Source organism: Kitasatospora sp. NPDC058170 (assembly GCF_042883905.1).
Classification (GTDB): Bacteria; Actinomycetota; Actinomycetes; order Streptomycetales; family Streptomycetaceae; genus Kitasatospora.
Window position 1 is genome coordinate 1 of the sequence record NZ_JBHVUV010000043.1, and the last position, 14,722, is coordinate 14,722.

Annotated in this window: 13 protein-coding genes; 9 read left to right on the forward strand and 4 right to left on the reverse strand. The window is 73.5% G+C overall.

The features are described from left to right. From ACFVVX_RS34275 to ACFVVX_RS34300, 6 genes are all read left to right on the forward strand, one after another. On the forward strand, positions 1–546 hold a 546-nt coding region (locus ACFVVX_RS34275; RefSeq protein ID WP_387951528.1), incomplete at its 5' end, for a toprim domain-containing protein. Between the two features lie 154 nt (positions 547–700). Beyond that, entirely contained in the window at positions 701–1,186 is a 486-nt protein-coding gene (locus ACFVVX_RS34280; protein WP_387951530.1) for a DUF1453 domain-containing protein, read from the forward strand. 129 nt (positions 1,187–1,315) lie between these two features. Beyond that, entirely contained in the window at positions 1,316–2,434 is a 1,119-nt protein-coding gene (locus ACFVVX_RS34285) for a sensor histidine kinase (protein WP_387951532.1), read from the forward strand. Continuing rightward, on the forward strand, positions 2,404–3,141 hold the full coding sequence (locus ACFVVX_RS34290; protein WP_387951534.1) for a response regulator: 738 nt from the start codon (positions 2,404–2,406) through the stop codon (positions 3,139–3,141). The genes ACFVVX_RS34285 and ACFVVX_RS34290 overlap by 31 nt, the downstream gene beginning before the upstream one ends. 124 nt (positions 3,142–3,265) lie before the next feature. Next, on the forward strand, positions 3,266–3,823 hold the full coding sequence (locus ACFVVX_RS34295) for a DUF485 domain-containing protein (RefSeq protein WP_387951536.1): 558 nt from the start codon (positions 3,266–3,268) through the stop codon (positions 3,821–3,823). After that, a complete protein-coding gene (locus ACFVVX_RS34300; protein ID WP_387951537.1) occupies positions 3,820–5,499 on the forward strand; it encodes a cation acetate symporter in 1,680 nt (559 codons plus the stop codon). Before ACFVVX_RS34295 ends, ACFVVX_RS34300 begins: the two co-directional genes overlap by 4 nt. A 57-nt stretch (positions 5,500–5,556) precedes the next feature. On the opposite strand, the gene ACFVVX_RS34305 is transcribed toward ACFVVX_RS34300, so the two are convergent. Together ACFVVX_RS34305 and ACFVVX_RS34310 are read right to left on the reverse strand one after the other, a co-directional pair. Next, the gene (locus ACFVVX_RS34305) at positions 5,557–6,246 is read right to left on the reverse strand and encodes a response regulator (RefSeq protein WP_387951539.1); all 690 of its coding nucleotides are present in this window, start codon (positions 6,244–6,246) and stop codon (positions 5,557–5,559) included. After that, the gene (locus ACFVVX_RS34310) at positions 6,246–7,943 is read right to left on the reverse strand and encodes an ATP-binding protein (RefSeq protein WP_387951541.1); all 1,698 of its coding nucleotides are present in this window, start codon (positions 7,941–7,943) and stop codon (positions 6,246–6,248) included. Before ACFVVX_RS34310 ends, ACFVVX_RS34305 begins: the two co-directional genes overlap by 1 nt. A 459-nt stretch (positions 7,944–8,402) precedes the next feature. Between ACFVVX_RS34310 and ACFVVX_RS34315 the strand changes: the two genes are divergently transcribed. From ACFVVX_RS34315 to ACFVVX_RS34325, 3 genes are read left to right on the forward strand one after another with little or no spacing between them, the layout of a single operon-like run. After that, the gene (locus ACFVVX_RS34315; protein ID WP_387951543.1) at positions 8,403–9,212 is read left to right on the forward strand and encodes an ABC transporter ATP-binding protein; all 810 of its coding nucleotides are present in this window, start codon (positions 8,403–8,405) and stop codon (positions 9,210–9,212) included. Continuing rightward, positions 9,202–10,071, forward strand: a complete 870-nt coding sequence (locus tag ACFVVX_RS34320) for an ABC transporter permease (RefSeq protein WP_387951545.1) — start codon at positions 9,202–9,204, stop codon at positions 10,069–10,071. The genes ACFVVX_RS34315 and ACFVVX_RS34320 overlap by 11 nt, the downstream gene beginning before the upstream one ends. A 34-nt stretch (positions 10,072–10,105) precedes the next feature. Then, a complete protein-coding gene (locus ACFVVX_RS34325; RefSeq protein ID WP_387951547.1) occupies positions 10,106–11,185 on the forward strand; it encodes an ABC transporter substrate-binding protein in 1,080 nt (359 codons plus the stop codon). 46 nt (positions 11,186–11,231) lie between these two features. On the opposite strand, the gene ACFVVX_RS34330 is transcribed toward ACFVVX_RS34325, so the two are convergent. Beyond that, complete coding sequence (locus ACFVVX_RS34330) at positions 11,232–12,134, reverse strand: sucrase ferredoxin (protein ID WP_387951549.1); 903 nt, start codon at positions 12,132–12,134, stop codon at positions 11,232–11,234. A gap of 128 nt (positions 12,135–12,262) precedes the next feature. Beyond that, complete coding sequence (locus ACFVVX_RS34335) at positions 12,263–14,713, reverse strand: DNA topoisomerase (ATP-hydrolyzing) subunit A (RefSeq protein ID WP_387951551.1); 2,451 nt, start codon at positions 14,711–14,713, stop codon at positions 12,263–12,265. Positions 14,714–14,722: the final 9 nt, after the last annotated feature.

The following is a 14,722-nucleotide window of genomic DNA, read 5'->3' on the forward strand; positions in this document are numbered from 1 at the left end:
GCCGAGTGCGCCTCGATCATCCAGGTGATAGGGGCCGGTTCGGGCCGCACCTTCGACATCGACCAGGCCCGCTACGGCCGGGTCATCTTCATGGCCGACGCCGACGTCGACGGCTCGCACATCCGCATCCTGCTGCTGACGCTCTTTCAGCGCTACATGCGCCCGATGGTCGAGCAGGGCCGGATCTTCGCCGCCGTGCCTCCGCTGCACCGGATCGAGCTCACCAACCCCAAGCGCGGCCAGGAGAAGTACCACTACACCTACTCCGACGCCGAGCTGCGCTCCACCCTGCTGGAGTTCCAGCGCAAGGGCATGCGCTGGAGGGACCCGGTCCAGCGGTACAAGGGCCTCGGTGAGATGGACGCCGACCAGCTGGCCGAGACCACCATGGACCCGCGCCACCGCACGCTGCGGCGGATCAACCTGGGCGACCTGGAGCAGGCCGAGAAGATCTTCGACCTGCTGATGGGCAACGACGTCGCCCCGCGCAAGGAGTTCATCGTCGACTCCGCGGCCACCCTGGACCGCTCCCGCATCGACGCCTGAGCGCACCCGGCCGTCGCGGGCCCTCCACCCACGGGTGGAGGGCCCGCGTGCTGCCGGTTCCACCCCCGCTCCACCCCGGCGCCGATCACCGGGCCGGGCGGGATCCGTAGCGTCGGAGAGGTCAGCAAACCCTCCCGTCGGGACGGAGAGACCGATGACCGGCCTCGTCAACGTACTTGTGATCATCGCGGTGATCGCCCTGGTGGTCCGCCGCCAGCTGAGCGCACAGCGGGTGGACACCGACCGCCGCTTCTGGCTGCTGCCGCTGGTCCTCGCGGTGCTCGCGCTGCGCGACCCGAAGCTGATCGACCAGGCCCACCAGGGGCTCTCCATCGCGCTGCTCGCGGCCTCGGTGCTGGCGGTGCTCGCGATGGGCTGCGTCTGGGGGTGGACCGTCCGGCTGTGGCACGGCCCGGACGGCGCGGTCTGGGCGCAGGGCACCAAGGCCACCGTGGCCGCCTGGGTCGGGATGATCGCCATTCGGCTCGGCCTGTTCGGCCTCGGCGCGGCGCTGCACGTCCACCAGAGCGGCAACGCGCTGCTGCTCGGTCTGGCGGTGCTGCTGCTGGTCAGGGCGGTCGTGGTGAACTGGAGGGCGCGGAGCCTGGAGCCCTCGTACCGCGCCGACGTGACCGGCTGACCCCCACGTGGCTGACCCCACCCGGCCGACCCGGGCCGTGTGGCCGGGAACGACCTGCCGGGAACGACCAACGAGGAGGAGGTGCCTGTGCCCGGGTGGAGTCGGACCCGCTGGCCGAGCCGGGAGGGAATGGAACGCGAGGCCGAGAGCCCCGCGCGGCGGACCCTCGCCGCGCTCGGCCGGTCCGTGCTGCTGACCACGGTCGTCTGGGGCACCTTCTCCCGCGGCGAGTACGGCGGTTGGGCCGCGGTGGCCGCCGCCGCGGGCCTGCTGGCGACCGTCGCGCTGGCGGCGGCCTACCTCTGGGCCAGCCGTGAGCAGCACCTGCGCCTCGCCCTGCTGTCGGCCGCCGCGCTGGTGGGCGCCGGCTGGCTGGCCGACTGGGGGCGGGCCCACCTGCTGGCCGACTTCGCCTGGGCCGGTCTGGCGGTCATCGCGCTGGTCCGGCTGCCGCTCCCCGTCGCGCCGGTCGTCGCGGCGGCCGGCTTCGGCTCGTACACGGCCGCCAGTTGGGAGAGCTGGCTGGGCATCGCGGCCACGGTCGGCGGACTCACCCTGCTCGGCTACCTGCTGCGGCTGGACGCGGAGTCGCGCGGCACCGCCCGGCGGCTGCTGGCCCAGGAGCGGGCCGCACGGGCCGCCGAGGCGGAGAGCGCGGCGCTCGCCGAGCGGGCCAGGATCGCCCGGGAGATCCATGACGTACTGGCCCACAGCCTCTCCGCGCAGCTCGTCCACCTGGAGGCGGCCCGGCTGATGCTGGACGCCGGCACCGATCGGGAGCAGATCCGGGACCGGGTGGTGGCCGCCCGGCGGATGGCCCAGGACGGGCTGGCCGAGACCCGGCAGGCACTCTCCGCGCTGCGCGGCGAGTTCACCCCGGTCGGGGAGTTCCTGGTGGACCTGACGGGGCGCGAGCGCGCCCGGCTCGCGGTCACCGGGACACCGCGCCCGCTGGCCGCCGAGGCGGGGCTCGCGGTACGGCGCACAGCGCAGGAGGCGCTCACCAACGTCCGTAAACACGCCCCCGGCGCACGCTGCGCCGTCGAACTGCGCTACCTGCCGGACGCGGTGGAGCTGGAGGTGCGCAACACCCGCCCGCCGCGCGGCGAGGCGGCCGGTGGGCTCGCGGCCAGCGGCAGCGGATACGGTCTGCTGGGGATGCGCGAACGCGCGGAACTGCTCGGCGGCACCCTGCTGGCGGGCCCGGACGAGGGGGGATGGCGCGTGCTGCTGCGGGTGCCGGCGTGAGCGGGCGGAGTCCGATCCGGGTGCTGGTCGCGGACGACCAGACGGTGGTGCGCGAGGGCATCGTGATGCTGCTCGGACTGCTGCCCGGCATCGAGGTGGTCGGCGCCGCCGCCGACGGCGAGGAGGCCGTCGCCCTGGTGGAGCGGTACCGCCCGGACGTGGTCCTGATGGACCTGCGGATGCCGCGGGTGGACGGCGTCGAGGCCACCCGGCGGATCCGGGCCGGCCATCCGGAGACCGAGGTCGTGGTGCTCACCACGTACGCCGACGACGACTCGCTGTTCCCCGCGCTGCAGGCCGGGGCGCGCGGCTACCTCACCAAGGACGCCGGCGGCGAGGAGATCGCCCGGGCCATCGCGGACGTCCGCTCGGGCGCGGCCGGTCTGTCACCGCTGGTGCAACTGCGGCTGTTGGAACGGCTGGCGGACGGGGGGCCGGCGGCTCCCGGGGAGCCCGGTGCAGCCTCGGCGGAGCCCGGCCGGACCTCGTCCGGTGAACTCCCGGACGGGCTGACCGCCCGTGAGGCCGAGGTGTTGGCGCTGATCGCCGAGGGCCTCTCCAACGCCGAGATCGCCCGGCGGCTGTTCGTCAGCCCGGCCACGGTGAAGACGCACATCAACAACCTGTTCGCCAAAACCGCCGTCCGGGACCGGGCGCAGGCGGTCGCGTACGCCTTCCGACACGGGATCACCGGTACGCAGCAGTAGTCGGATGAGTGTCTGTCGGATCATCGATCACCTCATCGAGTGAACGTATCTGCATTGGTCGTTGGGGGTGTTCGCGGGCCACCATCATGGGAGCGGTCAGAGCGCCCTCGGCCCAGGAGCAGCAGTGCCACAGCAGCAGACGAGCGGTCCCGAGCAGGGACAGCGATTCGACTGGTGGGCCGCCGCTCCCGCCACCGCCCCCGTGCCCGACCGGCCGGCCGCGGCCCCCGCGGCTCCCGTCGAACCGGCCCCGGCCCTGGTGCCGCCCGCCGCCTCGGTGCCCGCCCGCCCGGTGCCCGCCCGCCCGGTGCCGGCTCATCCGGTGCCCGTCCGGCCAGCGCCCACCGAGCCGGACCGGGCCGGCAGCCGCAGCACCGTGGTGTACCGCTCCGTCCAGGGCAGCGACGCCTTCCAGGAGATCCGGCGCAGCTACCGGTCCTTCGTCTTCCCCACCAGCGGGGCCTTCCTCGGCTGGTACCTGATGTACGTCGCCGCCCAGGCCGGCGCGCCCGGGCTGATGCGCAGCCAGGTCGCCGGCCCGGTCAACGTGGCCTGGCTGCTCGGCCTGCTGCAGTTCGCCTCGACCTTCCTGCTCACCTGGCTCTACGCCCGCAACGCCCGGACCAAGCGCGACCGGGCCGCCCTCGACCTCCGCTGGGACACCCAGGACCAATTGCGATGACCACCGCCACCCCGCCCCCTGTCGCCCCCGCCGGGGACCACCACGACCTGGCCATCGCGCTGTTCGCCGTCATCGTCCTGGTCACCCTGGCGATCACCCTCTGGGTGGGCCGCCGAGGCAGCGCCGCCGAGGACTTCTACGCCGGCGGGCGCGACTTCACCCCGCTGCAGAACGGCTTCGCGCTCTCCGGGGACTACCTCTCCGCGGCGTCCTTCCTCGGCGTCGCCGGGCTGATCGCCCTGTACGGCTACGACGGCGTGCTCTACAGCATCGGCTTCCTGGTCGCCTGGCTGGTGGTGCTGATGCTGGTCGCCGAGCTGGTCCGCAACGCCGGCCGGTACACCCTGGCCGACGTACTGGCGCTGCGGCTGCGCCGCCGCAAGGTCCGGGCCGCGGCCGGCGGCGCCAGCGTGGTCGTCACCCTGCTCTACCTGGTCGCCCAGATGGTCGGCGCGGGCAGCCTGGTCGCCCTGCTGCTCGGCACCAACAGCGGCGAGGCCCGGACCTGGACCATCGTGGCGGTCGGCGGTCTGATGATCGTCTACGTCACGGTCGGCGGGATGCGGGCCACCACCTGGATCCAGATCGTCAAGGCGTTCCTGCTGATCGCGGGCTCGGTGCTGCTCACCGTGCTGCTCATGGTCCGCTTCCACGGGGACGTGGCCGAGCTGATGCGGCAGGCGGCCCAGCACAGCGGCGCCGGGCAGCGCTACCTGGAGCCGGGGCTCAAGTACGGCAAGAGCGTGACCAGCCGGATCGACTTCTTCAGCCTCGGCCTGGCCCTGGTGCTGGGCACCGCGGGCCTGCCGCACATCCTCTCCCGCTTCTACACGGTGCCCACCGCCCGGGCCGCCCGCCGCTCCACGATGTGGGCGATCGGGCTGGTCGGCGGCTTCTACCTGATGGCCATCGCACTGGGGCTGGGCGCCACCGCGCTGGTCGGCTCGGCGGAGGTCAGGCACGCCAACGCGGCCGGGAACACCGCCGTCCCCCTGCTGGCCCTGGTGCTCGGCGGCGGCAACGGCAGCACCGGCGGGGTGGTGCTGTTCGCGCTGATCTCGGCGATCGCCTTCGCCACCATCCTCGCCGTGGTCGCCGGGCTGACCCTGGCCTCCTCGGCGGCCTTCGCCCACGACATCTGGGCGGGCGCCTGGCGCGACCGGCCCCGGCGCAGGCGCCGCCGGCGTGCCGCCGTCCCGGCCGCCCGGACGGGCCGCGGGGACGGCGGCGAGCGCCAGGAGGTCTGGGTCGCGCGGATCGCGGCGGTGGGGATCGGCGCGGTCGCGATCGCGCTCAGCCTCTTCGCCCAGCAGCTGAACGTCGCCTTCCTGGTCGGCCTGGCCTTCGCCGTCGCCGCCTCGGCCAATCTGCCGGTGCTGCTCTACACCCTGTTCTGGCGCCGGTTCACCGCCCGCGGCGCGGTCTGGTCGGTGTACGGCGGGCTGGTGCCGGCCATCGTGCTGGTGACCTTCTCCCCGGTCGTCTCGGGCAGCAAGGTGGCGCTCTTCCCCGGGGTGGACTTCCACTGGTTCCCGCTGGAGAACCCGGGCCTGATCTCGATCCCGCTCGGCTTCCTGGCGGGCTGGATCGGCACGCTGACCTCGCCCGAGCCGGCCGACCCGGACCGCTTCGCCGAGCTGGAGGTGCGCGCCCTCACCGGCGCCGGCGCCGCGTAGCGGCCACCGCACACGAACCCCGGAGGGCGCCTCGGACCAGGCCCCCGCCGGGGTTCGTCACGTCCGGGCGGCCAGGCCGTAGCGGTGCTCGGGGCGGCCGGTGTCGCCGTAGCGCAGGGTCAGCCGCAGCCGGCTGTCGCGCTCCAGCTGCTTGAGGTAGCGCTGCGCGGTGGAGCGGCTCAGCCCGGTGGCGTCCGCGACCTCCTGGGCGGAGAGCGGCCGCCCGGCCCGCCGCAGCACCCCGAGGACCAGGTCGGTGGTGGGCGCCGAGTGGCCCTTGGGCAGCGCGGTGGCGGGGGAGGCGGCGCTGCGCAGGGTGGCGAACAGCCGGTCCACCTCGTCCTGGCCCGCTTCCCGCGCGGCCGGCCCGGCCAGGGCGTGCCGCAGCTGCGCGTACGCGACCAGCTTGTCGCGCAGCCCGGCGAAGGTGAACGGCTTGACCAGGTACTGCAGCGCGCCGTGCTGCATGGCGGCGTGCACCGTGGAGACGTCCCGGGCGGCCGTCACCATCATCACGTCGCAGGCCACCTGCCGCTCCCGCAGCCGGCGCACCAGGGCGAGACCGGTCTCGTCGGGAAGGTGGTGGTCCAGCAGCAGCAGATCCACCGGACGGCGCTCCAGCGCGGCCAGCGCCTCGCCGGCCGAGTGCGCGGTGCCGACCACCCGGAAGCCGGGGACCTTGGCCACGTACGCGGCGTGCACGTCGGCGACCCGGAAGTCGTCGTCCACCACGAGTACGTCGATCATCACGCCTCCACGAGCGGTGCGGTGCGGCCGGCGGGCGAGGTCCGGGCGGACGGGTCCTGCGCAGCCGGGGGCTGCGCGGGCGGGGTCAGAGCGGGCGGGGTCCGGGTGTGCAGCGCCTCGGGCAGCTCGACGGTGAACCGGGCGCCGCCGAGCGGGCCGGAGTCGAGCACGATCCGGCCGCCGGCCCGTTCGACCAGCCGCCGCACCATCGCCAGCCCGAGCCCGCGCGGGCGGTGCGCGGGCGCCTGCTTGCTCGTCCACCCCTCCTCGAAGACCCGCTCGCGCAGCTGCTCGGGCACCCCGGGGCCGCTGTCCGCGACCTGCACCAGCAGGGTGGAGCCGGCCGCCGCCAGCGTCACCTCCAGCCGCCCGCCCCCACCCGGCGCCAGCGCGTCCACCGCGTTGTCGATCAGGTTGCCCAGCACGGTGACCAGCGCCCGGGCGTCCACCACCGCGTCCGGCAGGTGCGCGGCCGGGGCGACCAGCAGCCGTACGCCGCGCTCGCCCGCCACCGCCGTCTTGCCCGCCAGCAGCGCGGCCACGTGCGGGTCCTGCACCTGCTCGGCGATCCGCGCCGCGACCGCCGCGTGCGAACCGGACTGCTCCGAGATGAACGCCACCGCCTGCTCGTGGCGGCCCAGCTCCAGCAGGCCCAGCAGGGTGTGCATCCGGTTGGCGTGCTCGTGGTCCTGCGCCCGCAGCGCCTCGGTGAGACTGCGGGTGGTGTCCAGCTCCCGGACCAGCGACTCCAGCTCCGTCCGGTCGCGCAGCGTCACCACCGCGCCGCGCTCGGCCGTCGCCATCCGGTTCACCACCAGTACCCGGTCGTCCCGGACGGCCGGCAGGTCGGCGCCGGCGATCCGCCCGGTCAGCACGTCGGCCAGCCGGCCCGGTGGCAGCACCCCGTCGATCGGCCGCCCGGTGCAGTCCTCGGGCAGGCCGAGCAGCCGCACCGCCTCGTCGTTGGCCAGCCGGATCCGGCCCCGCTCGTCCAGCGCCACCATGCCCTCGCGGATGCCGTGCAGCATCGCCTCCCGCTCCACCAGCAGCGCCGAGATGTCGGCCAGCGCGATGTTGTGGGTGCGCCGCTTGAGCCGCCGGGCCAGCACCAGGGTGGCGGCGGTGCCCGCCGCCAGGCCCGCGCCCGCGCAGAGCAGGATCCCGGTGAGCATCTTCAGCAGCCGCCGCCGGATCGAGTCGTCGCTGATGCCGACCGACACCTCGCCGACGATCCGCCCGTCCGCCGCCCGCAGTGGCACCTTGCCGCGCGCGGTGCGGCCCAGCGTGCCCTCCTGGATCGCGGTGACGCTGCGGCCCCCGAGCGCCGGCTCCGGGTCGGTGCTGACCCGCTGGCCGATCCGGTCGGGGTCGGTGTGCGAGAGCCGGATCCCGGCCAGGTCGGTGATCACGACGAAGCTGGCGCCGGTGGCCAGCCGGATCTGCTCGGCGTTGCGCTGCGCGGTGGCGGAGTCGCGGGCCTCGGCGGCCCGGGCGATCACCTCGTCGCCGGCGGTGGTCTGGGCGATCGACAGCGCGCGCTGCATCGCGTCGTGGTCGAGCTCGGAGCTGACCGGTGCCAGGAACAGCCCGGCGGTGACGGCGGTGACGCCGACCGTGACGACGGTCTGGCCGAGCAGCAGCTGGGCGAAGACCCGGCGGGGCCAGTGGGGGCGGCGGGGCCAGTACGGGGGCTTCATCCGGGCCTCCTCTCGGCGGCTGGGTGGACGGGAGCGGGCGGGGAGCGGGTGGGGGGGCTGGAGCGGGCGGTGGACGGGACAGGGCGGAGGGAGGCGGTGCGGTGGCCGGGCAGGTGGGGGCCGCGGGCGCATCGGGCGGTCGGTTGGCACACCCTATGTTTCCGGGGTGTGTCTGTCAGCTGCGTCCCCGCTGTTGTAGCGGAAGCAAAACGAGCAGAACAGCCCTCAACGCGGAGAACCCGCAGTACGCCGACAAGCCTCCCGCCGGGTGCCCGGCCGCTCCTAGCCTCCCGGGGCAAGCACAGACCCGGGAGGTCCAATGAGCGAGCCGAGCGCGCGAACCACGAAGCGAAGCGCGCGAACCACGAAGCGAAGCGCGCGAACCACGAAGCCGAGCGCGCGAACCACGAAGCGGGGCGCGTTGCGCGAGGCGCACGCCGAGCGAACCGGGGCGTGGGCATGAGCACCACCCCGGCGATCGAGTTGACCGGCGCGACCAAACGCTTCCGCACCCCGTCCGGGGCGCTGCACACCGCCGTCCGCGATCTCGACCTGACCGTCGCCCAGGGCGAGTTCGTCGCCGTCGTCGGCCCGACCGGCTGCGGCAAGTCCACCACGCTGACCCTGGTCAGCGGCCTGGAGGAGCCCACCGAGGGCGATGTCCGGGTGTACGGCGAGCCGGTGGACGGGATCAACGACAAGGTCGGGTTCGTCTTCCAGCAGGACGCCGTCTTCCCGTGGCGGACCGTCCTGTCGAACGTCATGGCCGGCCCGCGCTTCCGCGGCGCCCCCGCCGCCGAGGCCAGGGAACGGGCCCGGGACTGGCTGGCCCGGGTCGGTCTGGACGCCTTCGAGGACCGCTACCCGCACCAGCTGTCCGGCGGCATGCGCAAGCGCGTCGCGCTCGCCCAGACCTTCGTCAACGACCCCGGCATCCTGCTGATGGACGAGCCGTTCTCGGCGCTGGACGTGCAGACCCGCGCCCTGATGTCCGACCAGCTGCTGGAGCTGTGGGCCGGTACCGGCTCCTCGGTCGTCTTCGTCACCCACGACCTGGACGAGGCGATCGCCCTCGCCGACCGGGTCGTGGTGATGACGGCCGGTCCGGCCACCGTCAAGGAGGTCTTCACCGTCGACCTGCCGCGCCCGCGCACCGTCGAGGCGGTCCGGCTGGAGCCGAGGTTCATCGAGCTGTACCGCGAGATCTGGGCGTCGCTCGGCGAAGAGGTCCGCATCACCCGGGAGAGAGGAGCGGGTCGTGCCGCTTGAGACCGCAGTGGCCGGCAAGCAGCCGGCGGCCGTCCCCGCCGGCCGGACGGCGGCCCGCGAACGGGCGGCCCGCAACCGGAGGCTGGGGGTCCACGCGGCCCGGGTCGCGGTGCTCGCCGCCTTCCTCGGCCTCTGGGAGGTCTGCGCCCGCACCGGGGTCATCGACCCGTTCAACTTCTCCCAGCCGTCCAGGATCTGGGCGCAGATCTGGCAGTGGATCACCCACGGCACGGCCCAGGGCTCGCTCGGCGAACAGATCGGCTACACCCTGTACGAGGCCCTCACCGGCTGGGTCATCGGCGTCACCGGCGGGGTGCTGCTCGGCATCGCGCTCGGCCGGATCCGCTTCCTCGCCGAGGTGTTCGGGCCCTACATCAAGGTGCTGAACGCCATCCCGCGGATCGTGCTGGCCCCGATCTTCCTGATCTGGTTCGGCCTGGGACCGGCCTCCAAGGTGGCCTCGGCCGTGGTGCTGGTCTTCTTCCCGGTGTTCTTCAACGCCTTCCAGGGCGCCCGCGAGGTGGACCGCAACCTCGTCGCCAACGCCCGCATCCTGGGAGCCGACGGCCGCAAGGTCACCTTGCAGGTGGTCATCCCCGCCGCCACCACCTGGATCTTCACCAGCCTGCACGTCAGCTTCGGCTTCGCGCTGATCGGCGCCATCGTCGGCGAGTACATCGGCGCCACCAAGGGCCTGGGCCTGCTCGTCGCCGCCGCCCAGGGCACCTTCAACGCGGCCGGCGTGTACGCCGCGATGACCATCCTCGCCGTCGTCGCGCTGTTCACCGAAGGGCTGCTGACCCTCGCCGAGAAGAAGCTGTTCCGCTGGAAGCCCGCCGACTCCGGCGACGGCCGCTGACCCCCACCGCACTCCGAGAGAGGCACCCCCACCCATGCGCCCGAACCCGATCGGCAGATCCGCCGCAGCCGCCCTCGCCGCCGTCCTGCTGTTCCCCCTCGCCGCCTGCGCCAACGACGCCGCCTCGACCTCCCACAACGGCGCCGCCCCGGCCGGGCGGAAGGTCGACGGCCCCAAGGTCAAGATCATGGTCGGCGGCCTGGACAAGGTCATCTACCTGCCCGCCATGCTCACCCAGCGCCTCGGGTACTTCGCCGACGCCGGCGTCAACGTCGAGCTGATGAGCGAGCCGGCCGGCGTCAACGCCACCACCGCACTGCTCGCCGGGGACGTCCAGGGCGCCGTCGGCTTCTACGACCACACCATCGACCTCCAGGCCAAGGGCAAGAACGTGGAGTCCGTGGTCCAGTTCTCCCAGGCCCCGGGCGAGGTCGAGATCGTCTCCGCCAAGCAGGCCGACGCCATCAGGTCCGGCGCGGACTTCAAGGGCCGCAAGCTCGGCGTCACCAGCATCGGCTCCTCGACCGACTTCCTCACCAAGTACCTGGCCGTCAAGAACGGCACGGCGGTCAGCGACTTCAGCCCGATCGCGGTCGGCGCCGGCCAGACCTTCATCGCCGCCCTCCAACAGGGCAGCATCGACGCCGGCATGACGACGGATCCGACGGTCGCCGCCATCCTGGACAAGGGCCTCGGCAAGATCCTCTACGACATGCGCACCCCTGCGGGCTCCCGCGAGGCACTCGGCGGGCTCTACCCCTCCTCCTCGCTCTACATGAACACCGACTGGGTGGAGAAGAACAGGGACACCACCCAACGGCTCGCCGACGCGCTCGTGCGCACGCTCAGCTGGATGTCCACCCACAGCCCGGAGGAGATCGCCGCCACGATGCCCGCCGACTACGCGCAGGGCGGCGCCGAGCAGTACGCCGCGGCGATCAAGGCCACCCTGCCGATGTTCACCACCGACGGCGTGATGCCCGCCGACGGCCCGAAGACCGTCCTCGCCGTGCTCGCCGCCTTCCACCCGGACGTCAAGGGCAAGGAGGGCACGATCGACCTCGCCCGCACCTACACCACCGAGTTCGCCGCCAAGGCCGCGGCCAAGGGCTGAACCCCGTGCCGACGGTCCCGCGCCCACCCCCACGGGTGCGGGGCCGTCACCGTGCGCGCAGCGCCGCCACGTCCATCCGCGACGGAGTGGCGGCCGCCTTGCCGCAGCTCTCCGGGCGGGGCGGCTCGCTCGCGGCCTCGACGACCTCGACCTCCCAGGCCCGGCCGTCCCGGTGCCGGACGGCCACCAGCCAGCGGCCCCCGCCCACCGACTCCTGCACCAGCGTCAGCACGTCCACCCCGGTCTCCCCGGTGGCCAGCCGCACCGCGTGCTCCGCGGCCTGGCCCGGGCGCTCCCAGCCCGAGCAGCCCCGCGACCACTCCGGCACCACGTGCCCGGACGCCGTCGCCGCCAGCACCTCCTTGGCGCTCTCCGGCGTCAGCCGCCCGTACGCGTAGCCGTACGGCAGCACCAGCATCGTGGGGGAGAAGCGGTGCCCGCCCAGGTGCGTCACCTCCCACACCTCGCTGTGCCCGGCCGCCGCCAGCTCGGCCGCCAGCGGCCGGCCCAGCAGCGCGCAACAGCGGTCCCGGCGCCCGTTGGTGCACACCAGCGCCACCGGCCCGCCGACGTGCTCCGCACCGTAGCCGCCGTGCTCCCCGCCGCCCAGCGCACCGAAGTCCAGACCCAGCAGCTCCGCCGGATCCGCCACCGACCCCCGCCGCACCCAGCCCCGCCCCGGCACCGTGTGCGCCACGATCACCTCGTGCCGCGCCGCCTCCAGGCAGTCCGCGTGCCGACCGGGCCGACGGATCAGCGCGACCCGCACCCCGGTACCGGCGGCCGCCGCCTCCAGAGCACGCCCGACCGCGGAGTCCAGATGGCTCTCCGTCGCCGCCTTCGCACCCCACGGCCCGTTCTGCTCCAACAGCAGCCAGGTGGCGGCCGTCGCAGCCGTGGCGGCCAGCGGCTCGGACAGTTCACGCGACGCGGTCGCACAGGTGCTCACACAGGCAAGGCTACCCTTCGGCCCCCACCCGCCCGCCAGGCCGACACCGGCCGCGGCGCAGACCTCCACGAAGCGCGGAAAAGCAGGCGGAGGGGTACCGGACCGGTACCCCTCCGCTCGGCCGACCGCTACGCCGGGCCGGCCACCACCGTGATCGCGGCCGTCACCGGAGTGCCTGAACCGTCACGGCGCGGGTCGCGCTCCGGGAGCTCCACCGGGACGCCCTTGTCCGCGGCCGCGCGGGCCGGCGCCGCACCGGCCCAGGCGAAGGCCAGCGCGTCCTCACCGCGCAGGAAGCGCTGGCACCGCACACCGCCGGTCGCACGGCCCTTGCGCGGATACTGCTCGAACGGCGTGACCTTCCAACTGCTCTGGGCCTCGCCGGTCAGCGTGCCCGCGGCACCCGCCACCGAGACCACCACCGCGTCGACGGCCGGATCCACCGCCGTGAAGGACAGCACCCGCGCGCCGTCCGTCAGCTTGATGCCCGCCATACCGCCCGCCGGGCGGCCCTGCGGCCGGACCTGGCCGGCCGGGAAGCGCAACAGCTGCGCGTCCGAGCTGATGAAGACCAGGTCCTCCTCGCCGGTGCGCAACTCGACCGCGCCGACCAGCTCGTCACCCTCCTTGAGGGCGATCACCTCGAACTCGTCCTTGTTCGCCGGCCACTCCGGCACCACCCGCTTCACCACGCCCTGCACCGTGCCCAGCGCCAGACCCGGCGAGGACTCGTCCAGCGTGGTCAGCGCCAGCGCCCGCTCACCGGCCTCCAGACGCAGGAACTCGCCCACCGCGGCCCCGCCCGCCAGCGTCGGCGACGGAGTCGGCGGCAGCGCCGGCAGGTCGATCACCGCCAGCCGCAGCACCCGGCCCGCCGACGTCACCACACCCACGTCGGCACGGGCCGTGGCCGGCACCGCCGAAACGATCACATCGTGCTTCGACCGCTTCTCCGACAACTCGAACGGCTCGCCGTCCGCCGTCCGGGCCAACAGACCCGTCGACGACAGCAGCACCCGGCACGGATCGTCCGCCACCTCCAGCGGCACCGACAGCGACGCCGACGGCACCGCACCCGCCTCCAGCAGCACCGTCCGCCGCTCGGTACCGAACTGCTTCGCCACCGCGCCCAGCTCGGTCGACACCACGTTGCGCAGCCGGGTGTCCGACTCCAGGATCTCCGTCAGCTCGGCGATCTCGGAGTTGAGCTTCGCCTGCTCCTCCTCCAGCTCCACCCGGTCGAAACGGGTCAGCCGGCGCAGCGGGGTGTCCAGGATGTACGCCGTCTGCGTCTCCGACAGCGAGAAGCGCTCGATCAGGCGCTCCTTCGCCTGCGCCGCGTTGTCGCTCGACCGGATGATCGCGATGACCTCGTCGATGTCGACCAGCGCCACCAATAGGCCCTCGACCAGGTGCAGCCGCTCCTGGCGCTTGCGCCGCCGGAAGTCACTGCGCCGACGGACCACCTCGAAGCGGTGGTCGACGTAGACCTCCAGCAGCTCCTTCAGACCCAGCGTCAGCGGCTGACCGTCCACCAGCGCCACGTTGTTGATGCCGAAGGTCTCCTCCATCGGCGTCAACTTGTACAACTGCTCCAGCAGCGCCTCCGGCACGAAGCCGTTCTTCACCTCGATCACCAGCCGCAGCCCGTGCTCGCGGTCGGTGAGGTCCTTGACGTCCGCGATGCCCTGCAGGCGCTTCGCGTTGACCAGGTCCTTGATCTTCGAGATCACCTTCTCCGGGCCGACGTTGTACGGCAGCTCGGTCACCACGATGCCCTTGCGGCGGGCCGTCACGCTCTCGACCGACGTCGTCGCCCGGATCTTGAAGGTGCCGCGACCGGACTCGTACGCGTCCCGGATCCCCGACAGGCCGACGATCCGGCCACCCGTCGGCAGGTCCGGACCCGGCACGAACCGCATCAGCGTGTCCAGGTCCGCGTTCGGGTGCTTGATCAGGTGCCGCGCGGCCGCCACCACCTCGGACAGGTTGTGCGGCGGCATGTTGGTCGCCATACCGACCGCGATGCCCGTCGCGCCGTTCACCAGCAGGTTCGGGAACGCGGCCGGCAGCGCCTGCGGCTCCTGCTCGCTGCCGTCGTAGTTCGGCCCGAAGTCGACGGTGTCCTCGTGGATCGACTCCACCATCGCCATCGCCGCAGCCGTCAGCCGCGACTCGGTGTACCGCATCGCGGCCGGCGGGTCGTCGTTGCCCAGCGAACCGAAGTTCCCGTGCCCGTCGATCAGCGGCAGGCGCATCGAGAACGGCTGCGCCATCCGGACGACCGAGTCGTAGATCGACGCGTCACCGTGCGGGTGCAGCCGGCCCATCACCTCGCCGACCAGGCGGGCGCACTTCACGTGCCCGCGCTCCGGGCGCAGGCCCATCTCGTTGGCCTGGTAGAGGATTCGCCGGTGCACCGGCTTCAGGCCGTCCCGCGCGTCGGGCAGAGCACGCGAGTAGATGACCGAGTAGGCGTACTCCAGGAAGGAGCCCTGCATCTCGTCCACGACGTCGACGTCGAGGATCCGCTCCTCGAAATCTCCGGGCGGCGGGGTCTGCGAACTGCGGCGGGCCATCGCGGCGGG

Coding starts and splice junctions, on each gene's coding strand:
- ACFVVX_RS34280 (WP_387951530.1), top strand. CDS start 701: ATGACCGGCCTCGTCAACGTACTTGTGATCATCGCGGTGATCGCCCTG.
- ACFVVX_RS34285 (WP_387951532.1), top strand. CDS start 1,316: ATGGAACGCGAGGCCGAGAGCCCCGCGCGGCGGACCCTCGCCGCGCTC.
- ACFVVX_RS34290 (WP_387951534.1), top strand. CDS start 2,404: ATGGCGCGTGCTGCTGCGGGTGCCGGCGTGAGCGGGCGGAGTCCGATC.
- ACFVVX_RS34300 (WP_387951537.1), top strand. CDS start 3,820: ATGACCACCGCCACCCCGCCCCCTGTCGCCCCCGCCGGGGACCACCAC.
- ACFVVX_RS34305 (WP_387951539.1), bottom strand. CDS start 6,246: ATGATCGACGTACTCGTGGTGGACGACGACTTCCGGGTCGCCGACGTG.
- ACFVVX_RS34310 (WP_387951541.1), bottom strand. CDS start 7,943: ATGAAGCCCCCGTACTGGCCCCGCCGCCCCCACTGGCCCCGCCGGGTC.
- ACFVVX_RS34315 (WP_387951543.1), top strand. CDS start 8,403: ATGAGCACCACCCCGGCGATCGAGTTGACCGGCGCGACCAAACGCTTC.
- ACFVVX_RS34325 (WP_387951547.1), top strand. CDS start 10,106: ATGCGCCCGAACCCGATCGGCAGATCCGCCGCAGCCGCCCTCGCCGCC.
- ACFVVX_RS34335 (WP_387951551.1), bottom strand. CDS start 14,713: ATGGCCCGCCGCAGTTCGCAGACCCCGCCGCCCGGAGATTTCGAGGAG.